29 protein-coding genes are annotated in these 25,754 nt (G+C 43.2%); 14 read left to right on the forward strand and 15 right to left on the reverse strand.

Annotation, left to right across the window (positions count from 1 at the left end; translation table 11 throughout):
• Positions 1-39 precede the first annotated feature (39 nt).
• From CPIN_RS33140 to CPIN_RS33170, 7 genes are all read right to left on the reverse strand, one after another.
• On the reverse strand, positions 40-1,248 hold the full coding sequence (locus tag CPIN_RS33140) for an MFS transporter (RefSeq protein ID WP_012794259.1): 1,209 nt from the start codon (positions 1,246-1,248) through the stop codon (positions 40-42).
• Positions 1,249-1,385: 137 nt separating this feature from the next.
• Complete coding sequence (locus CPIN_RS33145; RefSeq protein WP_012794260.1) at positions 1,386-1,898, reverse strand: GNAT family N-acetyltransferase; 513 nt, start codon at positions 1,896-1,898, stop codon at positions 1,386-1,388.
• A gap of 87 nt (positions 1,899-1,985) precedes the next feature.
• Positions 1,986-3,392 carry an aminotransferase-like domain-containing protein gene (locus CPIN_RS33150; protein ID WP_052306923.1) on the reverse strand — a complete coding sequence of 469 codons (1,407 nt, stop codon included), beginning with the start codon at positions 3,390-3,392 and terminating at the stop codon, positions 1,986-1,988.
• 362 nt (positions 3,393-3,754) lie between these two features.
• Positions 3,755-4,549, reverse strand: a complete 795-nt coding sequence (locus CPIN_RS33155; RefSeq protein ID WP_012794262.1) for an SDR family NAD(P)-dependent oxidoreductase — start codon at positions 4,547-4,549, stop codon at positions 3,755-3,757.
• Between the two features lie 55 nt (positions 4,550-4,604).
• On the reverse strand, positions 4,605-5,186 hold the full coding sequence (locus CPIN_RS33160) for a TetR/AcrR family transcriptional regulator (protein WP_012794263.1): 582 nt from the start codon (positions 5,184-5,186) through the stop codon (positions 4,605-4,607).
• Positions 5,187-5,224: 38 nt separating this feature from the next.
• Positions 5,225-6,136 (reverse strand): helix-turn-helix domain-containing protein, encoded by a 912-nt coding sequence (locus CPIN_RS33165; RefSeq protein ID WP_012794264.1) that lies wholly within the window; start codon positions 6,134-6,136, stop codon positions 5,225-5,227.
• A gap of 28 nt (positions 6,137-6,164) precedes the next feature.
• On the reverse strand, positions 6,165-7,178 hold the full coding sequence (locus CPIN_RS33170; RefSeq protein WP_044223068.1) for an aldo/keto reductase: 1,014 nt from the start codon (positions 7,176-7,178) through the stop codon (positions 6,165-6,167).
• 203 nt (positions 7,179-7,381) lie between these two features.
• On the opposite strand from CPIN_RS33170, the gene CPIN_RS33175 reads away from it, so the two are divergent.
• The 4 genes from CPIN_RS33175 to CPIN_RS33190 all read left to right on the forward strand — a co-directional run bounded on the left by CPIN_RS33175 (position 7,382) and on the right by CPIN_RS33190 (position 10,444).
• The gene (locus CPIN_RS33175; RefSeq protein WP_012794266.1) at positions 7,382-8,197 is read left to right on the forward strand and encodes an SDR family oxidoreductase; all 816 of its coding nucleotides are present in this window, start codon (positions 7,382-7,384) and stop codon (positions 8,195-8,197) included.
• A gap of 110 nt (positions 8,198-8,307) precedes the next feature.
• Positions 8,308-9,219, forward strand: a complete 912-nt coding sequence (locus CPIN_RS33180) for a helix-turn-helix domain-containing protein (protein ID WP_012794267.1) — start codon at positions 8,308-8,310, stop codon at positions 9,217-9,219.
• A 118-nt stretch (positions 9,220-9,337) separates the two neighbouring features.
• On the forward strand, positions 9,338-9,739 hold the full coding sequence (locus CPIN_RS33185; protein WP_012794268.1) for a winged helix-turn-helix transcriptional regulator: 402 nt from the start codon (positions 9,338-9,340) through the stop codon (positions 9,737-9,739).
• Between the two features lie 66 nt (positions 9,740-9,805).
• Entirely contained in the window at positions 9,806-10,444 is a 639-nt protein-coding gene (locus tag CPIN_RS33190) for a DUF2306 domain-containing protein (protein WP_012794269.1), read from the forward strand.
• Positions 10,445-10,451: 7 nt separating this feature from the next.
• On the opposite strand, the gene CPIN_RS33195 is transcribed toward CPIN_RS33190, so the two are convergent.
• From CPIN_RS33195 to CPIN_RS38555, 3 genes are all read right to left on the reverse strand, one after another.
• A complete protein-coding gene (locus tag CPIN_RS33195) occupies positions 10,452-11,459 on the reverse strand; it encodes an alpha/beta fold hydrolase (protein ID WP_012794270.1) in 1,008 nt (335 codons plus the stop codon).
• 132 nt (positions 11,460-11,591) lie between these two features.
• Positions 11,592-11,942, reverse strand: coding sequence for a nitroreductase family protein (locus CPIN_RS38550; protein WP_052306924.1), 351 nt, complete (start codon positions 11,940-11,942; stop codon positions 11,592-11,594).
• Positions 11,927-12,316 carry a nitroreductase family protein gene (locus CPIN_RS38555; protein ID WP_052306925.1) on the reverse strand — a complete coding sequence of 130 codons (390 nt, stop codon included), beginning with the start codon at positions 12,314-12,316 and terminating at the stop codon, positions 11,927-11,929. The genes CPIN_RS38550 and CPIN_RS38555 overlap by 16 nt, the downstream gene beginning before the upstream one ends.
• Positions 12,317-12,386: 70 nt before the next feature.
• Between CPIN_RS38555 and CPIN_RS33205 the strand changes: the two genes are divergently transcribed.
• Complete coding sequence (locus tag CPIN_RS33205) at positions 12,387-12,779, forward strand: winged helix-turn-helix transcriptional regulator (protein WP_012794271.1); 393 nt, start codon at positions 12,387-12,389, stop codon at positions 12,777-12,779.
• A 9-nt stretch (positions 12,780-12,788) separates the two neighbouring features.
• Positions 12,789-13,388, forward strand: a complete 600-nt coding sequence (locus CPIN_RS33210) for a macro domain-containing protein (RefSeq protein WP_012794272.1) — start codon at positions 12,789-12,791, stop codon at positions 13,386-13,388.
• A 9-nt stretch (positions 13,389-13,397) separates the two neighbouring features.
• On the opposite strand, the gene CPIN_RS33215 is transcribed toward CPIN_RS33210, so the two are convergent.
• From CPIN_RS33215 to CPIN_RS33225, 3 genes are all read right to left on the reverse strand, one after another.
• Positions 13,398-13,808, reverse strand: a complete 411-nt coding sequence (locus CPIN_RS33215; RefSeq protein WP_012794273.1) for a VOC family protein — start codon at positions 13,806-13,808, stop codon at positions 13,398-13,400.
• A gap of 137 nt (positions 13,809-13,945) precedes the next feature.
• Positions 13,946-14,515: a Crp/Fnr family transcriptional regulator gene (locus CPIN_RS33220; protein ID WP_012794274.1), complete on the reverse strand. Its 570-nt coding sequence runs from the start codon at positions 14,513-14,515 to the stop codon at positions 13,946-13,948.
• 25 nt (positions 14,516-14,540) lie between these two features.
• A complete protein-coding gene (locus tag CPIN_RS33225; protein ID WP_012794275.1) occupies positions 14,541-15,161 on the reverse strand; it encodes a hypothetical protein in 621 nt (206 codons plus the stop codon).
• A 108-nt stretch (positions 15,162-15,269) separates the two neighbouring features.
• On the opposite strand from CPIN_RS33225, the gene CPIN_RS33230 reads away from it, so the two are divergent.
• The 3 genes from CPIN_RS33230 to CPIN_RS33240 all read left to right on the forward strand — a co-directional run bounded on the left by CPIN_RS33230 (position 15,270) and on the right by CPIN_RS33240 (position 17,938).
• Entirely contained in the window at positions 15,270-15,854 is a 585-nt protein-coding gene (locus tag CPIN_RS33230) for a Crp/Fnr family transcriptional regulator (RefSeq protein WP_012794276.1), read from the forward strand.
• Between the two features lie 65 nt (positions 15,855-15,919).
• Positions 15,920-16,885: a quinone oxidoreductase family protein gene (locus CPIN_RS33235; RefSeq protein ID WP_012794277.1), complete on the forward strand. Its 966-nt coding sequence runs from the start codon at positions 15,920-15,922 to the stop codon at positions 16,883-16,885.
• 327 nt (positions 16,886-17,212) lie between these two features.
• Positions 17,213-17,938: a hypothetical protein gene (locus CPIN_RS33240; protein WP_012794278.1), complete on the forward strand. Its 726-nt coding sequence runs from the start codon at positions 17,213-17,215 to the stop codon at positions 17,936-17,938.
• 75 nt (positions 17,939-18,013) lie between these two features.
• On the opposite strand, the gene CPIN_RS33245 is transcribed toward CPIN_RS33240, so the two are convergent.
• Positions 18,014-18,550 (reverse strand): pyridoxamine 5'-phosphate oxidase family protein, encoded by a 537-nt coding sequence (locus tag CPIN_RS33245; RefSeq protein ID WP_012794279.1) that lies wholly within the window; start codon positions 18,548-18,550, stop codon positions 18,014-18,016.
• Positions 18,551-18,678: 128 nt separating this feature from the next.
• Here CPIN_RS33245 and CPIN_RS33250 point away from each other — a divergent pair, with 128 nt between their 5' ends.
• The 5 genes from CPIN_RS33250 to CPIN_RS33270 all read left to right on the forward strand — a co-directional run bounded on the left by CPIN_RS33250 (position 18,679) and on the right by CPIN_RS33270 (position 24,865).
• Entirely contained in the window at positions 18,679-19,422 is a 744-nt protein-coding gene (locus CPIN_RS33250; RefSeq protein ID WP_012794280.1) for an SDR family oxidoreductase, read from the forward strand.
• A 97-nt stretch (positions 19,423-19,519) separates the two neighbouring features.
• Positions 19,520-20,380: a hypothetical protein gene (locus CPIN_RS33255; RefSeq protein WP_012794281.1), complete on the forward strand. Its 861-nt coding sequence runs from the start codon at positions 19,520-19,522 to the stop codon at positions 20,378-20,380.
• Between the two features lie 228 nt (positions 20,381-20,608).
• Positions 20,609-22,963: a TonB-dependent siderophore receptor gene (locus tag CPIN_RS33260; RefSeq protein ID WP_222838169.1), complete on the forward strand. Its 2,355-nt coding sequence runs from the start codon at positions 20,609-20,611 to the stop codon at positions 22,961-22,963.
• Positions 22,964-23,234: 271 nt separating this feature from the next.
• Positions 23,235-24,317 (forward strand): phosphatidylinositol-specific phospholipase C1-like protein, encoded by a 1,083-nt coding sequence (locus CPIN_RS33265; protein ID WP_012794283.1) that lies wholly within the window; start codon positions 23,235-23,237, stop codon positions 24,315-24,317.
• Positions 24,318-24,439: 122 nt separating this feature from the next.
• The gene (locus CPIN_RS33270) at positions 24,440-24,865 is read left to right on the forward strand and encodes an SRPBCC family protein (RefSeq protein WP_012794284.1); all 426 of its coding nucleotides are present in this window, start codon (positions 24,440-24,442) and stop codon (positions 24,863-24,865) included.
• Positions 24,866-24,963: 98 nt separating this feature from the next.
• Here the strand turns inward: CPIN_RS33270 and CPIN_RS33275 are convergent, their stop codons facing one another.
• On the reverse strand, positions 24,964-25,725 hold the full coding sequence (locus tag CPIN_RS33275; protein WP_012794285.1) for a hypothetical protein: 762 nt from the start codon (positions 25,723-25,725) through the stop codon (positions 24,964-24,966).
• Between the last annotated feature and the right edge of the window lie 29 nt (positions 25,726-25,754).

Below are 25,754 nucleotides of genomic sequence, written 5' to 3' on the forward strand. Positions count from 1 at the left end.
GAATTTTACCGTTTTTGATGATACTAAGACCCAACCTGATTAGACAAAGCGGAAAAATCTGTTGGCTACAAATGATGCAGTGATCGCGATCAAACCAAATATCCGCAATGTTTCAACAAGTCCTATCGAAACCAGCAAACTAAATAGCAGACTACCGAAACCATATCCCATGAAAAGGAAAAATGCAAATAAACCAGTCGAACCACCTGCATTCTTTTTACTAAATGATGTCACAATTGTAGCTAAAGATGGATGTGTTAAATCAAAGCTCAATGACAATATTGCCACTAACATACACGCTATGGATAACGATGGTATACAACTCAGCAACATAACGGTGACACCACCTAAAACAATACCTAGCGGAATAATTCGTTTTCTGCCAATCCGATCGGCCATACGACCAAGCGCAGGTCCTAAAAGCAAACCAGGGATGCCATATCCCAAAAGGGCCAATCCAATGCCGCGTTCATTGAGATGATAAACATTGTAAAAATATACACCCAACCAGGCGAAAACCCCACTATGAAACAATCCATTCTCAAAAACAAAAAAATAAGTACCCTTTGCGCCAGGCGTTGATAATATTTCCCGGAAGATTGTCAAAAGTGACACCTGAGATGATGATTTCGGCATATCAGGGTAAAGACGACGGCGGTAATAAACATTCAACAGTAACACAATGCTACCTGAAAAAGCAACAAGCAAAAACAAGGTCTCCCAACCAACAAACTCAGCCAGTAGCGCTCCAACGCTTGACCCAAAAGCCATCCCCCCAGCCATACAACCAAAGAAGATACCCAATGCATAGCCCCGCTCTGCATAAGGGAAGCGGTCACTGATCCAGCTGATCGTCGTAGGCGCTATCCCCGCAGCACTGATCCCTGTTAATAACCGTAACAGGATCATCTGATTTGTACTTTCCACAAATGCTGTACAAGCAGAAAAAATAATGAACAGACACAAAGAATATACAATGATCTTAAACCGGCCATAACGGTCGCTTAACGGCGCATATACAAGCGTAAATACGCCATATCCCAATAAGTATACAGGCTCAATAAAACTGGTTTGCCGGACGGTGCTGCCGAAGAGACTGGCCAACTCCGGTAGTAGCGGTGCTACCATAAATGCCTGAAAAAAGATGATAAATGTAGCAAGTGAGACGATCACAACTTCTCCCTTTGATGCCCTGTTATGGGACGGAGACACAGTGATAGCAGGCAAATCTTTAGTTTGTATAATCATAAAAATATGTATAATGATATTACAGGATAAACATGATGGTAATATCGCAGACCAATGAATGTCAATGTCCGTGATTCCGGAACATTAACTAAGAAATTATCAGAAAGCTATAGTAAAGTGCATTGGGTAAGCCCTGATCAGCTATTGCGTATCAGACACACTGAGGAGATGGGTAACTCATCAAGTTGGAAAGTTTCCTTTTGCGGGAAGAATCCATTGCTTTCAAAAAAGCCGATTAACGGACTGCTACTATGTTCGTTTATCCAGATACCTTCGAATGATCTGCATACAATGAGACACTTTTCAATAAGTGAATCTTTTACGGCTGCCTCCGTATATTTCTGCAGTACACCGAAATCTGCGATATGGATGGCCCTTTTACCATCCAAAATGCCGGGTCTTTTACCTTTAGATGTTATCCGGGCATATCCCGCCGGTTGATCATCTACATAAACTACCAGCCATTGATTCGACATATTGTTGGTTTCAGCAATAAGCGCTTCCTTATTGAAATTTTGAGCGATGTAGCGGGTAAGTAATTTTTCCTCCAGGATAGATGAATACTTTTCTATTGCCAGCGCCTTAGTCAGCATCAAAAGCACGTCTATACCAGGCTTTGTGCTTAATGTAAATTTTGTGATTATATTCATGACCTGTTATAATATATACAGGCAAAATTATATGGTTTGCATACAACCTGGATTGTACACATTTTGAAAATATAACCAGTACAGATGCTAACGAAATAGTTGTCCTGCAAGCTTGATTGCTTCAATTCTTTTGGAAGAGTACTTATCTGCAAATACCAATCTGAAATATTTATCGAATGTACCTGAAAAAGAAAAGGTATAGCCAGGCGTGAACCGTACGCCGATTTTTTCACATTGATCGTAGAAATAATGCATATCAGTATGATCGGGCATCTTCACCCAAAGATTATATCCCCCTTGAGGCGTTACAATTGCAGTTCCCTCTGGAAAATTATCTGAGATTAAGTTAACAGTAAAGTATGCATTCTTTGCCAGCTGCATTCTGAAAGTACGGATATGCCGGTCATAACTGCTGGCGCTCAATAAACGATTGACAGTCTCCTGATACAATGGCGAAACAGTACTACCTAATGCAAACCTGATCTGCTCTGCACGTTCCATAAATTTCCCGGCAGATAACCAGCCGAGACGTATTCCCGGAGCAAGTGTTTTTGAATACGATGAATATGTTAGTACAAGACCACTGTCATCAATCCCTTTTATAGTAGAAGGACGGGAACCGTGAAAGTTCAGATCACCATAAATATCATTTTCGATGAGTGCGATGTTATACTGGTGTGCTATAGATAACAGTGCTTCTTTTTGCTCGTTTGTCAGCAATGATCCTGTTGGGTTATGGAAATTAGGTGTTACTACCACCGCCTTAACGGCGTTATTATGACAAGCTTTCCTTAAAAAGTCAACATCAAAACCTGTATGTAAGTCAACTGGTATTTCAATTACCTTCAGGTTGAGCATCCTGATAACTTCCAATACAGAAAATACACACGGACTTTCGATAGCTACTACGTCACCGGTATTACATGCAGCTGCTAAAGCGATATATAGCGCCTGCAAGGCGCCATCTGTAATAAGCAATTCCTCCGGATTGATAATCATTTGATGCGCGACAGCCCTTTTAACGATATTGTTCTTCAGTTCTGTCGAGCCACTGGACGGATAATATCTTAATAACTCCGCTCCCTTCTCTCTGATCACCTGCTGCATGGTACGCAGCAATAGTTTTTGAGGCATTAACAGATCTCCCGGAGCGGCTACATTAAATTCGGACAATTTTCTCCCTGCCCGCAATGAAGTTGTAAGTCCGAGATGCTGTTTAAAAATAGCATCCCTGACTACAGGTCGCAATTGGGTTTTTACCTGTTGTGTCGCTGTCTCCCGCCTGTTGCTGACAAAATAGCCCGATTTAGGCACACTTTCTACCAGTCCACGGATAATAAGATATTCGTAGCCATTCTGTATAGTGCTGGTGCTTGTTCGATACTGCTCCTTCAGTTCGCGTACAGATGGCAATTTATGACCGGGTTTGAAGACCCCATCTATAATGTTTTTCTCAATGGTGGTGGTAAACACCTCAAATTTATACGTTTTCACATCTGTATCACTAATATTTACGTTTTCTGTATCTGTACTGTAAATCTATGCAATTTAACTTTGAGAAAAAGACGGATTGTCGGTAGAGGCCATCTCTGAATCACTGAATACACAATCACCTATCAGGGATATCCTGCGTACACTGTAAGTACTATGGAGTTTCAAAATGATAAAGTGGTACATGAAACGCAGTACTTTGCGGATCCTTTCGAAGCCCCTGCATGGCGACGTCAATGGAGACAGCTGATCAATACATGAGCAATAACCGCTAATTCAGGAAGCACTGATCAGCAAAGAATAAATCTTAAAGCCCCCAGCTATCGCTGAAGGCCCTGAACACATCACAATAATTGAGCATCCGCTTATAATATCGTATTTAATACACCTCCATCCGCCCTGATAGCAGCACCATTTATGGCGGCTGACAACGGACTACAAAGGTAGGCGGCTATACCTGCTATTTCTTCCGGTGCAATGAATCGCTGTAACAATGAATGTGGGTTAGTATTCTGTAAAATAGCCGTTTTCATTTCCTCTTCACCGGTATTGCTGGCTTGTGCAATCTGTTTTACAGCACCTGCCACACCATCTGAATAAGTCGGTCCGCCAAGAATTGTATTCACGGTTACTGCCGTACCACGGGTCAGCTTAGATAATCCATTACTCAACGAAAGCATAGCCGTTTTGGTCATGCCATAATGAATCATATTGGCCGGCACATTTACCCCTGACTCACTGCTGATAAAAAGTATCCTGCCCCATTTTTTCGCGATCATTGCGGGTAACAAGGCTCTTGACAAACGTACACCGCTCATTACATTTACATCAAATACAGACTGCCACTCGCTGTCTGTAATACCTCCAAAGTCCTTCAATGCAAAAACACCAACATTATTAACCAGGATATCCACATCTGGCAGGGTTTCTAACAACTGACGCACGTCCTGTTCCTTTCCAAAATCAGCCGCAACACCGGATACATTTCCCTCCGGTGCTCCTGACAGTAATTTCCGGACGGCTTCATCTACCCTCGTCTTTGTTCTCCCATTAATAATAACATGCGCTCCTTCCTCCAATAACTGCTGCGCTACAGCAAAACCAATTCCCTGTGTAGACCCGCTGATAAAGGCCGTTTTCCCCTTTAATTGTAACTCCATATTTATCTGATGACTATTTTTGTAACGATCAATACAAAAATGATTAAAAAAAATGTCAGCTTATCACTGACAGTTGCATTTCAATTAATTTCTGCAAGGCCTGCTTACTGGGATACATTCTCCTGGTTATATTGAGCCCGTTCCATACCGTAATCAGGTAACGTGCCAGTAACTCCGGCGTATCCTGGTTCTTTATCTCTCCACTCTCCTGCCCTTTCTTTATAGCCGCCGCAAACATCATCTCTACTTCTTTTAATATTGTCACCGCTTCCTCTTCCAGTTCCTCATCAAGGAAAGTCATTTCCACCACTGTATTGGAAACAATGCAGCCCTTCAGATGCTCCTGCTCACTGGCCGTAGCCAGCGACAAAAAGAAGTTCCTGATTTCAGTGATGGGAGATGCACTGTTCTTCAAAAGCACCTTGAAGTCCATAAATGCCTGTCTACGCTGCTGTATCGCCTTACTGAACAGCTCTTTCTTACCACCTTTAAACGTGTTATAGAAGCTACCGCTACCCATTTCAGTCGCCTTCAGCAGATCATCCAGCGAAGTAGCAGCAAAGCCCTTCTGCCAGAATACAGATTGCGCTTTTTCCACAACACGCGCATGGTCAAATGTGGATGGTCTTCCTTTCATATTTTTGTATCAATCAATACAAAAATAGTAAAAACCTGTTAATTAAAAAGTTTTCTGTAAGCAAGCGGGGTATATTGTGTCTTATTTTTGAATAGCTTATTAAAGGACTGTGGATACTCAAAGCCAAACAGGTAGGCTATTTCAGCCACCGATAAATTGGTAGTAGTCAGGAGCTCTTTTGATTTCTCGATCAGTTTGTCCTGTATATGCTGCTGCGTACTCTTACCGGTAAGCGAACGAAGCATATTGCTCAGGTAATTGGGAGACAGATGCAGTTTGTCAGAGAAATATTGTACCGACGGCAGCGTTATATTTTCTGTACTCTCTTCTGCGAAATATGTCGACAATAATTCATCAAACTTCACCAAAAAATCACTATTCATCGTTTTCCGGGTAAGGAACTGCCTGTTATAAAACCGCTCAGAATAACTCAACAGCAGATCAATATAAGATAGTATTACACCTTCACTATAATGATCTATCCCCTTTTCTATCTCCGTACGGAGCATTTGCATAATAGCGATCACCATCTCTTCTTCTCTTTCTGAGAGATGGAGCGCTTCATTAACCGCATAACTAAAAAACTCGCAGCTCTTTATTCTGGTATTTAATGGATGCCTGCGGATGAAATCCGGGTGAAATACCAGGCTCCAGCCTTCCGGCCGATGATCATCCGGAATATTAGAAACGACCTGTTTCGGGGCCAGAAAAGACATGACTCCTTCATCAAAGTCATAATGGCTTTGTCCATACTTCACTTTCTGGGTCACACATCTTTTAATGGAAATACAATACAGATCCAGCAAAATACTCCGGTAGCATTCATCAGTATCATATTGCATATCCGCAAAATTAAATACACTGACAAGCGGATGATATGGTTTGGGTAAAGACAGTATCCGATGTTGTTCGGATACTGTCTTTACATGATATGGAGATTCTTTCTTCATTCCATACAATTGATGACAAAAATAAACATTACTGGTCAATGTTATTCATCGACGCAGCATCATACCTGTCACCCAGATCAGTTCCCAGCGGAATGATCGATTCCAGCCTGTTTATATCCTCACCGGATAACTGAATAGCAGTGGCTGCTATATTCTGCTCCAGATATTCAGGGCGCTTGGTACCTGGAATAGGCAAATGTCCTTTCGCTAACACCCAGGCAATCGCTAACTGAGAAGGCGTGATCCCTTTTTCTGTTGCCATCGCAGTAATCTTCCTGACCAGGACAAGATTCTTCTCCAGTTGTTCTCCCTGAAAACGTGGCATATGCCTTCTGAAGTCATCAGCGGACAGATCGTCTGCCTTTGTGATATTACCTGTAAGATATCCACGTCCCAACGGAGAATAGGCTACCAGACCGATACCCAGTTTCTGAAGCGTGTCAATAATACCCGCAGTTTCAATACTCCTTTCGAAAATGGAATATTCAGACTGTACCGCTGTAATAGGGTGAATCTGGTGAGCACGGTGAATAGTTTCACTGGATACTTCTGATAAACCGATATACCCTACCTTGCCCTCTCTTATAAGATCAGCCATTGCTTCAACTGTTTCTTCAATAGGCGTCTTGGGATCCAGGCGATGCAGATAGTATAGATCGATGTAATCTGTACCAAGATGACGAAGCGAGCGCTCCACCGCTTTTTTTACATATTGCTTCGTCCCGTTGATCTGCCAGGTTGCCTGTCCCTCGTCATCGATCTCATAACCAAACTTAGTAGCAATAATATATTGGCTTCTCTTTCCGTTGATTGCCCTGGCAATCAATTGCTCATTTAAATACGGGCCGTAGATATCGGCGGTGTCCAGGAGGTTACAACCCAGCTCCAGCGCTCTGTGAATCGTACTGATGGCTACCGTTTCGTCAGCAGCACCATACAGATCACTCCCCCCGGCAAATCCTGTCATACCCATACAACCAAGACCAATAGTGGGCACCTCTAATCCCCAGCTACCTAATACGCTCTGTCCGATATTATTCATAGTCATTACTTTATAACGACAAATGTCCGTCCAACTGAAAACAGAAAAGTAGCCGTATCTCACTAATATGTATCCAAAAACGTCTTCACTTTTTCTCTTGAATCCGGTAAATCCGTAAAAAGCATACAAGCATCCGGAATTAGTATTATGTACTGCTTCGCCTTTCATATGACCTTTACATCATCATCTTAAACATCAAAATCATGAATAAAACAATCCTCATTACAGGTGCAAGTACAGGTCTGGGTCATGAAACTGCCAAACTCTTTCAGACAAAAGGATGGAATGTCATTGCCACCATGCGTAACCCCGAAAACGATACTGTATTAAAAGCTTTAGATAATGTATTGGTTACCCGCCTCGATGTACTGGACATCTCTACTATCGAAAATGCAGTACAGGAAGGTATCCGGAAATTCGGGCATATCGACGTACTGGTCAACAACGCCGGATATGGCGCCTATGGTCCTTTAGAATCCTTTCCAAGAGAAAAGATCCTCCGCCAGTTCAACACCAATGTAATCGGCCTTCTGGATGTTACCAGGGCGGTAATACCCCACTTCCGCCAGCAAAAAAGCGGTATCGTTATCAACATCTCTTCTATTGGTGGCAAAATCACATTCCCTTTAGGCGCTTTATATCACGGGACTAAATTCGCTGTTGAAGGTATTTCTGAAGCCTTAACCTACGAGGTGGAACAGTTTAACGGAAAAGTAAAAATCATTGAACCGGGCGCTATTGCGACTGACTTCGCAAGCCGCTCCTTTGATTTCAGCAATGATGAATCTCTTAGCGAGTACCAGCCCTTAGTAGGAAAAGTAATGGCGGCAACATCCTCTTTATATGAAAACGCATCCTCAGGTGAGGCAATCGCAGCTGTTATATATGAAGCCGCAACCGATAATAGTAATCAACTGAGATATGCTGCCGGAGAAGATGCAAAGGTCTTTATAGGCAACCGTCAGCAATTGGATGACGCAACCATTCTCGGGGCAATAAAACAACAGTTTGGTATATAACCCATCTATTACGATAAATGAGCGTCATTATGTACATGACGCTCATTTATCCACAAGATCCGGTGATTCTGAGGTATATTTAGGTACAAAATGTTTACACTTCTTCAGCCATGAGTGAGTTTGTTTATCTACAGACGATAGCAGATCTGTTAAAGTTATTTCAGCCAGGTGAAAATCTTCATCACCCGCTGATCACAATTATAGATTTCAGTAAAGTAAAAGGGCATGTCGGAGATGGAACAAAGATTTCCGCAGACTTTTACTGTATTATGTTCAAGACCTACGCGAATAACTATGTAAAATACGGTCGCAAGAACATTGACTTCCAGGACGGTAGTCTTATTTGTATGGCCCCCAACCAGGTCATAGAAATGGATAGTGAAATTGAAACCGCCGATAGTATGTCAGGATGGGGCCTGTTCTTTCATCCTGATCTGATCAGGGGCACTTCACTGGGTGATAAAATGAAAGAATACAATTTCTTTTCTTATGAAATCTCCGAAGCACTTCACCTCTCGGAAAAAGAAAAACAGATCCTATATGACTGCGTGCTCAAAATCGAAGCGGAATTACGGGAAAACATAGATATCTATAGTCAGCATATTATCGTTTCTACACTTGAACTGCTTTTAAGTTATTGTATCCGGTTTTACGGCAGACAATTCATCACGCGTAAAAGTTCCAATAATGCTGTAGTAGCCCAGATTGAAACGATGCTGAATGAATACTTCAAGAAGAATGATATACACGAGAGAGGATTACCAACTGTCAAATATCTGGCAGAACAGGTACACCTGTCTCCCAGCTACCTCAGCGATCTGCTCAAAAAAGAAACCGGCAAAAATACACAGGACCACATCCACTTCTACCTGATCGAAGAAGCCAAAAATATCCTGTTAAGCACCAATAAATCGGTGAGTGAAATAGCCTATTCCCTGGGATTTGAATATCCGCAGTATTTCAACAAACTTTTCAAGCAAAAGACCGGTAAGACACCTGTCAAGTTCAGGACGATGAACTGATGATAAGATAGTCCATTAATCTGCCCCGAAGTTGTCTTGTGTGCTGTAACGACGGCTGCCGGCATCACCACCATTCCACCGAATGCCTTAAATTGCAGTATCACTCAAAATGAACGCCATGCAGACGTATGAAAGAAAAACCCCCGAGGATCTGGACTGTGGTATTACCGTGTTTATGAAAGTACTCGGCGCTAAATGGAAACCCTGCATTGTTGACCTGATTAACCGTGGCTACAAAAGACCCAGCGAAATACAAAGGAAATTGATCACTGCCACCCCAAGGGTAGTAGAAATGCAACTAAGCGAACTGGAAATCTTCGGTATTCTCAGTAAGAAAGTACACAAAGGGTTCCCCCTGCACGTAGAATACTCATTGACAGCTATGGGACAAAGCATTTTGCCCGTTATTTTATCAATGGACCAATGGGGAGCTACTTATTCGGATAAAGTCAAAAAGGTCGTCAACGGAAAGACAAATACCCCTCAATCCTTACCCTGCCTGCATCCTGTTACCGAATAATTTTTCGGTTATTGATTCCCCCCTTCGCATACCTGATTTTTGTGTTCAATCAACGACCTATCGAATATGAAAAATTTAGTTTCACAAGCGGCCTGGGGGCGGAATGATATATTTAAAATATCCCTATGGGTGGTCATCGTATATATCACCTGGTCTTTTATGCATGGCGCCGATCATTTCCTGACACTCACACCGGAAGCGCTTGGCAAATACTTTGAACTGAAATGGATACTGCTCCTGCATATTACTGCCGGCGGCGGTGCATTGATACTGGGACCACTACAATTCTGGGAAAGACTACACGCCAAAAACTGGCTGCTTCACCGCATATTGGGTACGCTTTATCTGCTCGCTATACTGGCCAGTAGTTGCTGTGCAGTCATTCTCTCTTTTACAACTGCCTATAAAGTCAATTGGGCTTATGCTTTTTCTCTGCAGGTATGGGTAAGCGTCTGGATATCCTCTTCATTTATCGCCTGGTGGGTGGTACGTAAAAAACAGATCAAACTGCATAAAGAGTGGATGACAAGAAGTTATATCGTGACAATTGCATTTGTTATCTCCGGCCTGAGCTTCAGACTACCCTTCGTACAAGCCCTGGGAAGTTTCGAAGAGATCACACCTTCCCTCTTCTGGATGGGTTGGGCAGTACCATTGTATGTATATGAAGTGATACTGACGCTCAGACAAAAGAAAGGACGTTAACCGACCACTACTCCGTTTTCGCCGTTATCCGTTTTAGAAAATCCTGCATCAGACTTAAAATAACCGGCTCAGCTTCATCCAGTGCAAAATGTCCTCCTTCAACAATATGTACCTCTGCATCCGGAACATTCTCCTTGTATTTCCAGGCGCCGGCTACTGTAAAAGAAGGATCATATTGTCCCCATATGACCTGCATTTTGGGTTGATGTTTGCTGAGCCATTCCTGCCACCTGGGATATGATCTGACATTACTCTGGTAATCGTAAAACAGCTCCAGCTGGATATCTGCCATACCTGGTTGATTCAGGAACAGGTATTCATCTGTATAATTGTCAGGGTTGATCCGCTCCGGTACGGGTGTACTACCAATATGCCTTTGCCGAGTCGCTTCAAAGCTGATAAAGTTCTTTTTTACGGCATCATAATATTGCCCCTTATTCGCCCAGAATGCTTTCCTGGTTTCCCATAGAGGTGAAAGTCCTTCATTATGACTGACGGCATTCTGTACAATGATGGCTTGTATTTTCTCCGGATGTTTCTCAGCTATCCGCATACCAATAGGTCCGCCATAATCCTGTTGTACCAATATAAACCTGTTTAAGCCCAGCTGTGTGATAAACCTGTCAGTATAATCCGACAGGTTATCAAAAGTATAGTCAAAACTGTCAACAGGAGGCTGACTGCTATGCCCAAAGCCTATATAGTCAGGCGCAATGACATGGTAGTCAGCGGAGAGCTTTTCCAGTAACGGCTGCCACATCCGGGAAGAAGACGGGAAACCGTGCAGAAAGATAATGGTTGGTTTGTCACTACTTCCCCCTTCCCTGTAAAATATATGGTAGTCGCCAACTGATACTGTCTTATATAAAATAGCACCTTGAATATCGGCAACTGTATGAGTGCCCGCAGATCGTGACTGTTCCATCTTATGATCCTTGTGTTGAGAATAGAGAAGTGTATTCCCCATCATCAGGGAAAGCGATATCATGACTGCGCGCTTAGCTAAAAATTTCATATCAATGCTTTGATAGTCGGCTGAAATTGAAAATCCGCTGAGAGCAGCGTAACGTTATCAGTATATATAAAGCTAAGACTAATAAAGAAATTATAAAAGCATCTCAATAGGGTAAGTGCTTGCGGCTCCCTGTTAATGTACAATAACTGCCTCATTCACCGGTTTTCGCCATTGCGGGTCTATTTTCGCGTCGTCTGTTCTTTTGCCTACGGCGATGACCACCGGGATAACCGAGCCATAAGATAAACCCAGGATCTTCGCTATAGCGGGCGCCTTAAATCCCTCCATTGGACAACTATCATAGCCTTTTGCCGCTACCGCCAGCATCATATTCTGTACAGCATAAATCGCGTTTCTGGCCATCCATTGACGCATACCGGCAGGAGAAAGCGGGAATAATGTAAACACTGGCATCAGCTGGCGGATGATCCATAATAAAGGCGACCAGATGGGTAGTCCGCCGATATTCAGAAAACTACGCATGGTTTCATATTCTTCAGGTGATAAGCTTTGGTCCGTTCATCCATCTTATCAGTCCCGCTGATGTAATCGAGCTGCCTGTTAATCGCGTTCCTAGTGATCTTTTTACTGGCTACAATAACCACCAGGTAAGTGGCCGTCATCGCTGCCCGCTGACTGTTACAAGCCTTCGCTACCAATGCTTTAACAACAGGATCTTTCACCCAATGTAATTCGTATGGTTGTGAATTTGCACTGGAAGGGGCCAGCATGGCAGCTTCCAATATATCCTGCATATCTTTGTCAGGAATCGGTTCTCCTGTAAAATCCCTGACAGACCTTCTGTTGGCATTAAGGGTCTGAAAATAAGTCCAGTCTGCCCCCGGTGTTGTTTCCATCGTATCGCTATGTTTAAATTCTAAACAAACTTACTTAGCTTTATCCACCGAAAACAGATTACTAACCTTCATGAAAGGACTTATGTCTGATAAAGCAGCAGTAGCGGAAGTCGTTACAGGGGAGAAATGTTCCTATGAGAACAGTCAGGACGCGGTAAGATCCATAAGGGACGCATTTGACGCTATACAGGGCAGATGGACACTTCCTATACTGATATCGCTGGCATACGAACCAAAGCGTTTTATGCAGCTATCCCGTGACATACCAGGTATCTCTGATAAGATCTTGTCAAGAGAACTGAAGCTGATGGAAATGAACCAGCTGCTGGCCCGTACCTTCAGCGAAGAATCTTCTTCAGTAGTGGAATATAGTCTGACGAAACATGGCAGATCTGTTGAAAAACTGATGAAAGAGTTAAAAACCTGGGGCGATACACACAGAAAGCAAATTTTAGGAAAATAAGCAGCAACCATGCAATACATATTAATGGACACTAACCATAAAATGGTCAGTGCCTGGAGAGAATTCTTCTCGGATGCCACAGATGTTGTTATCAGAGAAGGCGACATTACAAAATTGGCAGTTGATGCGATTGTAAGTCCGGCCAATTCTTTTGGCTTTATGGATGGCTCACTCGACTATGCAATATCAGAAAGACTTGGCTGGCATCTGGAAAAAGAATTACAGGCGAAAATAAAATCGTCTCCTGAGGGTGAATTACTGATCGGTCAGACAATGGTAATGGAAACCGGAGACAAGACGATTCCCTATCTTATCTCCGCTCCGACCATGCGTATTCCTACCAACTTTAATATTGATACTTCTATCAATGCCTATCTTGCAATGAAAGCATTGCTCATAGCTGCTACAAGGGACGAACGGATTAACAGCGTCGCCATCCCCGGACTATGTACAGGTGTTGGTCGTATGCAACCTATCATTGCTGCCAGACAGATGTTCGTTGCATACGAAGAAATCGTGCTGGGGAAAAAACAGGATTTCAGCAGCTTTGGTGAAGCACAGAAATATCACTGGAATCTGAATCCGCAGGGAATGATATGGACGCATTGATCATATCCGTTATTCCTCTGCATGGAGCCCCACCCTGTTCCCTTCGGAGTCTATAATTACTGCAATATATCCTGCCGGGATCTGTGTTTTCTGCACTACCACTTTTCCGCCCGCTCCTGCTACCCTGTCCAGTACAGTTTGTAAGGAGGGGCTTGCATTGATATACACCATTGTACCCTTAGTGGAAGGGGTGTTCTTCTCTGATTTTGACAAAACACCTGTTACCCTCCCGGAAGTAGCCTGCACCGTATCAGGATCATAAGGAAAGAAGACCGCTTCATTCCCTCCGTCATTACGGATCGTCATTGTAATGTCCAGTATTGTCTCGTAAAACTGCTTAGCGAGCTGAATATCTGCCACGGGTATTTCAAACCAGGTAACAATATTTGTCAGCGCATCTATCTTTTTAAGCTTTCCCATTTTCTTACATTTTATAGTTTAAGTGATCTGTCTACAGCTATCCCAAAAGCAGACCTGTACATATACAGCCTCTGCCAGCAACGCAAAAGTCTGCATTCAGCTTATTTTTCACCTGTGACAATCGTCACAAAATCTAATCAGGGAACTCTTCTTTTCCGGATCCGGCTCAGGGTTTCTCTTGCTACGCCAAGGAAAGAAGCCAGTTGCGTCTGGGAAACGCGTTGTAAAAGCTGTGGATGTTTTTCTTCTATATAAGCCAGTCTGTCTTTAGCAGCATAAATATTAAACAAGGTGGCAAACTCGTCCTGCTTCGCCGCAAAAAGTCGTATACAGTTCCTTCCCAACGCCTCTATTTCAGGCGTATGCTTCGCAGCCTCAAATAGTAATGCTTTGTCAAAAACAATCGCCTTTACCGGTTCACAGGCAATAATACTGGCAGCAGATTTTTCTCCGCTGCCAAAACTTCTGATATTGGTAGCAATATCATTCTCCAGGTAAAAAGCAGTATTCTTTTCAATACCATCTATTTCATGAAAACTGCGGCAGTAGCCTTTTTCAATAAAAAAGAGCGATGTACAAACCGCTCCTTCCTTTAGTAAAAATTCATTCTTCATAAATTCCTGCGTTGACAATGCCGGTTGCAAACGTAGCCAGCTTTCTGCTGAAAAGGTTGTCATCGCATGAATAAATCGTAGTAAGGGTTCCATATTCAATAATTTGCGACCAGCTCCACTAAGCGGCTTCCTTTACCTGAAAATCTTCGGCCCTTGCACCATAATGCAATGATAATACCCAGATCACTTCTGTCACAATACCCACTTTCTGCACAACAGGTAATATCTGTATAAATTGCTGACTGTAATAAATATACGTCATCAGATAAGAAAGCAGTAAGGTAATCACGGAAAGGATACCCAGCAGATGCAGCCTTGCCTTGAACGTAAACACCATAATATAAAATGCACAGAGCAAACCCAGGGTATCTGCGATAGTTACCATGATATCATGATAAGGCGTTACCGCCAGGAATGCAAATACCATCGCTCCGATACCGGTATATCTGATAATATTAGCCGCCGCTCCTTTAGCCGGTATCCTTTTCGAAAAATCAATGAAAAACGCGACATAACAGGCACATAGTAAACACCAGCCGCTGATGGCCCAGATCCGGGATGTATTGTCTGCGCCATTGATGGCCTTCGGACTAAACAGATTACATAAATAGTTATTGCCCCAGTCAAAACCGGTAGTATTGGCGCTTGCATAAGAACCGCCGGGGTAAACAATTGTGGCTATTATCAGTAACGCCAGCGATATAATGATGCCATAGATCAGCCAATGCTTCCTGTTCATGTGTAAAAGATTAGGGATTTGATCACCGAATTTAAGGTTTATTGTAGTTATCCACAATCTTTCGGAGATTTATTCCCCTATCTTCGCAAAAGCCATTACCAGATAAGTATGTTTTTCCATTTCAGAAATAAATTTCCCCGCCTGAATATCTACTGGGATAAATATCTGGAATTTCAGCAGCGGCTGGATGTTCCGGCCAAAACGATCTTACTCGATGAAGGCAAAATATCACAGCACTATATTTATATTGAAAAGGGTTGTGTAAGAAGTTATTTCAACAAAAACGGAGAAGACAAAACCGTACAATTCTTTTTCGAAGAAGAAGGTTTAAGTTCGCTGGATAGCTTTGTGAATAACCTGCCCAGCCAGTTTACTATTGAAACCATCGAACCATCTGTTATTTACTTATTGCCCAAACAGTATGTATCGCAATTGATCGCAGAACTCAGTAATGAGCCCGACTTCACACAGATGATATTATACATGTCCGCGCAAAGGCAAACGCACTACATCAACGAATTTGTGTCTTTTATCCGCGATACGCCGGAAGAACGTTATCAGCATCTGCTGCAGGAGCGGCCACATATCGTACAAAGGGTACCACAACATTATATCGCCTCTTATCTGGGTGTCAGCACCGTACATCTCAGCCGGATTAAAAGCAAACTGGCTAAAGGGAAAACCCATTTCTGAAGTTGATAACATATGTTATCGTCCCGACCCTGGCTTCCGCACTAATTTTGTGTAAAACAAACAAAATGAAAGCAGCAGTAATGTATCCACAGGAAGCACTCCCTAAATATGTAGACTTTCCTGAACCAACCGCACAGGACGATGAAATACTGGTAACTGTAAAAGCGGTAGCCATCAAACATTTTGATAAACGCAGGGCATCGGGTACCCACTATTCAACAGAAGCGCCACAAACGAATGGCCGCTTAATTGGTGGAGACGGTGTTTGCCTGTTACCTGACGGAACCAGGGTATATGCCATTGGTGAAGGTATGATGGCAGAAAAAGCCACGATTGATAAAAACAGGTTTGTGCCATTACCGGATAACCTGGACGATGCAAGCGCCGCAGCCTTGCCGAATGCCGTATTCGGATCAGCAATGGGACTGAAATTCAAAGCAGATATACAAGCCGGAGATGTGGTACTGATCAATGGCGCCACCGGATTTACCGGACGTACAGCAGTACAGATCGCAAAACATTATGGCGCCGGGAAAATCATCGTAACAGGACGAAACAAGGAATCACTACAGGAGTTATTAACACTGGGTGCAGACATCAGTATCTCCCTGCTACAGGACGACGAAGACTTTAAAAAACAGGTAAAAACGATCCATGCAGCAACTCCCATTGACATAGTTGTTGACTATCTATGGGGCCATAGTGCAGAGATGATTCTTTCCTGTTTCAAAGGGGATGGTTCATTTACCAACCGTATCAGGTATGTATCTATTGGTAGCATGGCCGGCGATACGATACAATTATCAGCCGCTAATCTCAGAAGCGTAGATCTTCAGTTAACCGGCTCCGGACTGGGTGCATGGTCACGTACACAGGTTGCGCAGCTTTTCAGCGAAATACTGCCTGAAATGTTCCAGCTGGCAGCCATAGGAAAGCTAAATATATCCAGCACAACTGTTCCCCTGAAAGATGTTGCCTCACTTTGGGATATGGAGTTGACCAACGGTAAACGCATTGTCGTAACCATCTGATTCTCCCGTTTTACAACCATATACAAACACATAATATGATAGCTGCACTCTTCGTTGCCGCCTGGTCTTTTATTGTTTTGAAACTACGAAAATCAAACCGGCTAAAACATCTGATACGAAAATCAAAGCAAACGGATCCTTCAGCTGATAAAGAGAAAATCTGATACCAGGCGTTCTGTCCGGCCTGTATCACAGGTCACAGGATGCCTGGTCTACAGACCAGGAAAATAATTCTGAGAAATTTAGTCCGAACGAAGGCTTTATTACCATTCTGTTCGTATATACTTACACAACCCCGTATCATCAACCAAAACCTCAATATACCTTATGGCCTCAACTACTCAATTTATCCTGGAAGGATTGTTGTTTTCCATCATCAGCAGTGGTCTGCTATTTTTTGTACTCGGACTGATCTCTCCAAAGTATTCGCTTTTCTGGCTAAAAGGAAGCAAAACCAGGCTCAGGTCTTCATTGATTTATGCATTTGTCTTTTCCTCCGGATTATTGGTGGCTAACAGCCGGTTTCCGGGAACACCCCGAACCGCACAAACAATCGCAGACGAAGCTGCTTTCAGGGGGAAATATCGTAAAACAGATGAGCAGATCTCCAAAGAAGTATTTGCAGCCACAGGAAAGATTTACACAAGGGAACTTATCAAAAGCGGTGTCGTGTATACTTATGATGCACTGCCCGAAGACATGCGTAAACTGGCGCCTGAATCAAGAAAAGGTTATTATGTACAGGTGGTGCTGGATAATAAATTACTGGCCAAAGCCAGTGCCGGTAAGACATTTAAGGAGGACGAACTATTGGATGAAACAAAACCTGAAAATCTATACGGAAAATCCCGCAACACTTTCGTGTTGTATAATGCCGGTAACGGAGAAATCAGCCGGACTGAAAAAAATACGGGGTATACACTTTTCTATGTAAAGCGGGATTACAACATCGATACAATCTGCATCGGCCCCTGTATTGAGAAACCGACAAAAATAAGTATCAATTGTAATCAGCAGGCGATCATTACTGATCAGATTGAGTTTACTTTTTAAACAATACGTTTATATAATATCAGGTGGACACTAAAAATATCCACCTGATATTCATATTTTCATGGTTTCGTAATGTTAAAGTTCAAGCTTGCCTTCTATTGAGTCATCCAGGGTCTGTCCGGTGACAGCGCCCATCAACTGTTTCGCAAACGCCACTATCTGTCCATGTTTGGTATCCCAGTAATACCCCTCTACAGGCGTTACTTTAATAACGGAGATCCGCGGATCATCCTCTCCTTCGGTAAACCATGTTTTGAATAAAGGTTCCCATAATTCCGCAATTTTTGCCTTGTCCTGGCTGATCGTAGCCTGACCATAGATCGTCATAAAGTCAGAATGCTCACTTCCCTTGAATAACAATTGCACAGCAGGGTCTGCTGAAATATGCGCATTTTTATGGCTATCTGTAGCGCTCAGAAACCAGCAAACGCCGTCGTCATCCACCTGCTGTACAGCCATAGGCCGCGTATCAAATGCCTTTCCCGTACGGATTTCAGTACAGAAAAAACAAGTGGAAGACTTATCTATTAATTCCTTCAATTTCTTCGCAGCCGCTGTATCCTGGAGATCAAGATGATTTTGTTCAGGCTGCTGGCGGTTAATACTATCCATAACGTTTTTTATAAGTACAGTCTGAAAATCATGCCAATGGAAAATGTGCGATCCGTACATTTTTTAGTCCGATATATACATTGTGCAACAGGCTCATTAGCTGGAATTTTGTCTTAAATTCTACAATCATGCAAACAGCAGGAAAAGTGGTACTGATCACCGGTGGTGGTTCCGGTATTGGTATGGAAACAGCCCGATTATTTATACAGAAAGGAAACCAGGTCATCATTACCGGCAGAAGTAAAGAAAAGCTGGAGAAAGCAGCCGCACAGATAGGAGCAGCAGGGTATTTCAGCTGTGATGTGACGAGCGAACAGGAGGTACAGGCATTGGTACAGTATATCACGGAGCAATATGGCAAACTGGACTTTCTGATGAACAATGCAGGTTTGTCGTATCTGCATCAGTTACATGATGACACAGAAACGTTTCTGAACGCTTCCCGCGAAATGACTACCAACTACCTGGCGGCTGTCAATATCACTGCTAAATTCCTTCCCTTGCTGAAAGAACAGCCGGAAGCAGCCATTATCAACATGTCTTCCATTACCGGTTTTGTACCCGCCTTTACCCTACCCACCTACTCTGCCAGTAAAGCGGCTTTACATTCTTATTCACAATCATTACGTCATAGTCTGTCCCAGGCAACAAATATCAAAGTATTTGAAGTGATGCCTTCACTGGTGGATACCGAATTTACCAGGGATATTCCCACCAAAGAAAAGATCACACCGGAAGAAGTAGCCACAGCTACACTCGACGGCATTGAAAAAGACCTGTATGAAATTCATGTAGGCACTACCGGTGCACTGCATCAGCATTTTTTCAGTCAGGCAGAACAGGCATTTAAAACGTTGAACAGGATAAGCTGACATATATTCGGACAGGGTAACTTCAGCCGGACTGCTTCTTTGCAAGCAATCCGGCTTTTTTAGTATCTTGCCCCTGCAAAATGTGCCCTATCTGTCTATGACTAAGTTTTTCAAACGAGCCTCCATTGCCGTATTCGTTTTTATCGGACTTCCCATTATCATTGGCATTACGCTGAGCATCCGTAAAGCTGTCAAAAACGTACCTTCCTCAGCCATTACGCAGGTTGATTCAATAAAAATGAAACAGGATAGTATACAGGCGGCAGCGGCAGAAGAAAGAAAGCATCCAAGAACATGGTATTACCAGGCAATAGAGGATCCTATGACATCGGATACTACCTTTTATGCAACGATAAGTCCAAAGCAAAATATCAGCGTCAGGACTGACAGGGAAATAATACACGTCTCTGTTGTTCAAAGCTATGATAACAACAGTGCTAACAGGGCTAACAGGGCTTATGACGATGGCTACAGGAATGGCTACAATAACGCCCAAAGAAAAACAAACAGTTTCTGGGGAAAGCGAAATTCGTCCTCTCCTCCATCTTCTGGCTTCTGGGGAAGACGTTCCTCTTATTCTTCTTCAGGCACACCCCAAAAACGCACCGTTACCACAACATCCACAAATTACACACCTGCCTATCTTACCTTTACACTGAAAAAAAAAGGAGAAAACGAAACTGATGCTTATATCGATATAGCAGATGGAGCGTTCAATCCAGGCTATTTTACCGGCGAACAGGGCCTGCACATACGTTTTGACAAGAACAAAGATGCATTCTATCCTTCACTTGGCTATAAAGACGAGAGTGCACGCATTCTGCATCTTGCTACCACAAAAGGATTCCTGGAAAAACTGAAAAAAGCAAAAACGATGCTCATAGAAGTTGATATTGTCAATACCGGCCGCTTTGTATTGGAGTTCGACGTACATGATCTCAAGTGGAAGCAATCATAAGCATATTATTTTACCCAATCATTATACTTTATTGCCACTATCTTATTATTAGCACTGCATTTTTCCGCATTGCGTAAACCATTTTCCCAATTTGATAAACAGCCCCCTCCGCAATCATCTTAATTTTGCGGCGCGTTTACAATATTAATCAGCTAATCAGCTTATATGCATACTAAATTTAACCGACTTCCGGGGCTGTTATGTCTCCTATGTGCAATGTTTGTGGCTATGCCAGCCTTTTCAATCGATGAACCCCTTTCCGCTATCAAGGGTAAAGTAGTTACAGGTGATGGTGTTGCTGTTCCTTATGTGGCAGTACAGATCAAAGAAAGAAATAAGGGAACAGTGACTAATGAAAAAGGCGAATTCATTTTCAAAAGAATGCAACCAGGTCACTATACCATCCAGGTGATGTTAATGGGTTACAAGAGCATCACCAAAGAAGTTGATGTTCTCCAGGACCAGATTGTACACGTAGACATCCAGCTGGAAGCTACTAACCAGCAGCTGCAGGAAGTAATCATCAACAGTAACAGAAACAAATACAAAACAGAAGATGTTTCCGGTTCACTGCGTCTGAAAACGCCTATCATGGAAATTCCTCAGAATATTCAGGTAATCTCTTCTTCCCTGATCGCTGATCAGCAGGCATTCGATATCGTAGACGGTGTTACCCGTAACGTGAGTGGCGCTACCCGTGTTGGTCACTGGGATAACCAGTATGCGCAGATCCGTATGAGAGGTTCTAAAATTCCTGCTTTCCGTAACGGTATGAACATCGAAGCGAGCTGGGGTCCTACCGCTGAAGATGCGGGTATGATCGATCGTATTGAATTCGTTAAAGGCCCTGCCGGCTTTATGCTCGCAGCTGGTGAACCAGGTGGTTTCTACAATGTAGTCACTAAAAAACCTACCGGTGTTACACAAGGTTCTGTTAACCTGAGCATGGGTAGCTTCAGTACTTACCGTGCAGCACTGGACTTTGACGGTAAACTGAGCAAAGATGGTAAACTGCTGTACAGACTGAACACCTCCGCTCAGCAGAAAGACTTCTATACCAAATACAACTATAGCAACCGTTATATGATCGCTCCGGTACTGAAATACCTGGTAGACGACAGAACATCCATTACATTGGAATATACTTTCCAGGGTTCCAAATACCTCGGTAATGGCAACTACCAGTTCTCTGCAAGAAAACTGCTGGATGAAGGTATCAACAACGACTTCTTCTATGGCGATCCCTCCCTGGAACCAGGCCGTCTGAGAGACCACAGTGCTTACGTATACCTGGATCACAAACTGAACGACAAATGGCAGGCACACGCGCAGGTAGCTTATTTCAACTTCAGCATGGTGGCTAACAGCGTATGGGCTAACAGCGTAACACAAAGCGGCGATATGGACCGTTATTTCAGCATCGGCGATGAAGCAGGTGAAAACAGATTCGCACAGTTATCACTGTCTGATGAAGAGTATACCGGTAAAATCCGCCACAGAATTCTGGCTGGTATCGATATGGGTAACAAGAAATTCTGGGGTGACTTCCGTACACTGGATCAGAGCCTGGGCCTGAAAGGTGGTCAGAAGTTCAATGTATACAACCCTGTTTATGGTGTTCCATTTGACTCAATTCCTACTATCGACCGTTCTAAAAGTGTAAGAACAAGAGCCGGCGCAAGCGCTTATCTCTCTTCTGTAAACTATACTTCTATATATGCACAGGATGAGCTGGCGTTCTTCAACAACAACCTGCGTCTGTCCCTGGGTATTCGTTTCACCCGTGCAGAAACAGTAGGTCAGACCAAAACTGCAAGCCTTCTGAACAATGTCGTATCTCCAAGAGTCGGTCTTAGCTACTCTGTGAATAAATCTACAACTGTATACGCTTTATATGATCAGTCTTTCGTTCCTCAGACAGGACTTGATTCCAACCTGAAAGCATTCGAACCGGTTAAAGGTAATGACATGGAAGCGGGTATCAAGAAAGAATGGTTCCAGGGTCGTTGGATGACTTCTGTAACAGCTTACCGTATTGCCCGTCAGAACGCAAAAGTAGCCCTGGGTATCAAAGACAGCCGTGGTGCAGATGTATCTGAAACACTGGGTGAAACAGTTACCAAGGGTATTGAAGCTGATATCAACGGTGAGATCGTACCAGGTCTGAACGTTAATGTCAACTACGCATATACTAAATCTAAAGTGACTAAAGATGCACCTAACAAAACTGAAGCGAATACAACAGTAGGTAACATCACTCCTAATACTGCGGCACACGTTACTAACGCGTGGTTAACTTACCGCTTACGTTCAGGTGTACTGGAAGGCTTTGGTGTAATGGGTGGTATACAATGGCTGGCAGATCGCGCTTATGGTACTACCAAAGTATACAATATGCCTAACTACTTCCGTGGTGATGCTGGTCTGAGCTATTTAAAAGGTAAATACTCTATCTCCGCCCTGGTAAACAACGTGGCAGATAACCGTAAATTGCTGACCGCAGCCTCGTTCTCTGCAGGCTACTACAGCTACATTGTAGAAGCACGTCGTAACTTCCGTCTGACAGTTGGCTACCGCTTCTGATCGGATTATAGTTATTAAATAATAATATACGAAGGCCTGCCACTTTTACAGTGAGCAGGCCTTTGTATTTCAGCACAATGTTATACTATTGTAAAGTGCTTTGCTCCTTATTTCCTGGTAAATACATTTGCAGACTATACTATAGTTATAGTTATGCTTCGTTAGTGCTCCCTTTTTAACGCAGCATCAACGAAGCATAACTATAGTCAGACTACTATCAAAGCATATTAACATTCCAGGCACTTTTGTCAGCCTGTATAAACGACTCAATATGAAGATTCTAGGAGGAATTGCTTTAGCACTTGGCATCTGTCTGATGCACGACGGAATACCTGACAACCTGAAAATGAACAGGATACAGGTAATCGGATCTCACAATAGCTATAAAAGAGCCATAGACCCGGCCTTATTTAAAGTATTCCAGCAAAAAGACTCCGTATCAGCCAGCAAACTGGACTATGAACACATTTCCATTGCAGAACAACTGGATATGGGCTTATTAAACCTGGAAATTGATGTTTATCCGGATGAAAAAGGCGGACGTTTCGCGCATCCGAAAGGATTGCAATGGGCGCCTGGACAAGCTCCATTTGATGAAAAAGGCGTTATGAACGAACCGGGTTTCAAAGTACTGCATGTACCGGATCTGGACTTCCGCAATGACTACCTGACCTTAAAGAATATCCTGGCCGAATTGAAAACCTGGTCAGATAAACATCCTGATCATTACCCGATCTTTATCACCCTGGAACCTAAGGACGGTACCTCTAATGAGAAAAACACAACCGCTCCGGAGCCATTCACGCCAAAAACGTATGAAGAACTGGATAAGGCGTTGATAGCAGGATTGGGTAAAGAACACATCATTACACCGGATATGGTCAGAGGTAAATATAAGACCCTGGAAGACGCTGTATTGCATGACAACTGGCCTACCCTGAAAGATGCCAAAGGTAAATTTGCCTTCCTGCTGGATGCCAATGGCCCTAAAAAAGACATGTATGTAGCCGGTCATGCTTCCCTGAAAGGCAGGGTAATGTTTGCCAATGCGGATCCGGGACAGCCTGAAGCAGCAATGCTTTTCAGAAACACACCTACGACACCGGAAATCAAAGACCTGGTAGCAAAAGGGTATATCATCCGTACCAGGGCAGATGCGGATACCCGGGAGGCGCGTCTGAACGATAAATCCAATTTCATGGCCGCCTGTAATTCCGGCGCACAGATCATTACTACCGACTATTATAAGAAAAGCACACACTTCGTTTCTGACTATGAGATCAGTTTCGATGATAAAAAATATGTAAGGCTCAATCCCGTACTGAATGGTATAGCAGCAGGTGGCAGTAAATAAAACAATAGCCGGGGTCGTAAAACGCCTCTTCTTTGTCTTTTTCACCCCTCTTTCGACACGATCTCTCAGCGTAAGTTTGTATCGTTAACAACAACGAACAATCACACTAAAAATTCACTGATATGACAACGAAAACAAGGACTGCCATCACCATCGAAAGTACTGTTCAGGCGCCGGTAGCTAAAGTCTGGGATTACTGGAACAAACCGGAGCATATCACACATTGGGCTTTCGCGTCTGACGACTGGCACGCACCAAAAGCAGAAAATGACCTGCGTACCGGCGGTAAATTCAGTACCACCATGGCAGCTAAAGACGGTAGTTTCAGTTTTGAATTCGGCGGTGAGTATACAGACGTGAAGGAACATAAACTGATAGAATACACCATGGGAGATGGCAGAAAAGTAAGCGTACTCTTCACTACAGTTGAAGATGCGACGAAAGTGGTGGAAACATTTGAGGCGGAAGATGAAAACCCGGTGGAAATGCAACGTGAAGGCTGGCAGACAATCCTGAATAACTTCAAGAAATATACTGAAAGTCACTAAGGGAAGCAATTTCCCCCTGACTGACAAAAGCTAAAAAAGCCTTTTAAGAACGATGTCTTAGAAGGCTTTTTATTTTGCTATGATAGAATAAATGATCACTAGTTTTTAAAATACTCCGACGCAGTTCTCACCTTTTCCACCCAACATCCCGAAGACGCCTGAAGCACATATTCACTTAAACCCACCTTTTTAGATCCCGGCGCCCAGTCATAGGTATAACCCATCCTGGTCCATGGATAATGGAAATCTGTTGCGGAAGTTAATGTATGGTAGTAAGCGTATATAATATAGTTATTAAACCAGCTCTGATATTCCGGTGTCACTGACTCGATCAGATCCGCAGTAGCAGTTGTGGTCGCGATAGAAGGATTACCTGCAGGACGGTTCAGACGGGAAGCAGGTACCCATATCTCGGCAATATGTGTATTACTACGGCTGTTTTTTGGCGGCAGGCCCAACAACTGACAGATACGCATAACAGTATCCGAAGAAGCATTAAAGCTCTGTCCGATCCTGCTTTTCATCTGAGAAGGGATGAACAGCCATGATTCGCCCCAGGTATTAGTGATAGAATCTCCTTCAGGGTAACTGGCAGGGAAACGCATAAAGGAAGCCATCAGTACATAGGACTGTCCATTGATGGTTTTCCATTGCAACTTTGTATTTCCGGCTGTAATAGGCCATAATGAGTCAACTGCTTCAGATGCTTCTGCATGCATCGCATCCAGGATAGAGTTCGCGTATAACTGATCATTGGTGAGGGCAGGCGCTGGTTCTTCGTCTTTAGAACAGGCTACAAAGCCCAGACAGATCAGCAGCATTAAAAAGAATAACTGTTGACGGGATGTGGTGTTTATCATTGCTTATCTAAATGGTTATTTACTAAGGA

Source organism: Chitinophaga pinensis DSM 2588, assembly GCF_000024005.1.
Lineage (GTDB): Bacteria > Bacteroidota > Bacteroidia > Chitinophagales > Chitinophagaceae > Chitinophaga > Chitinophaga pinensis.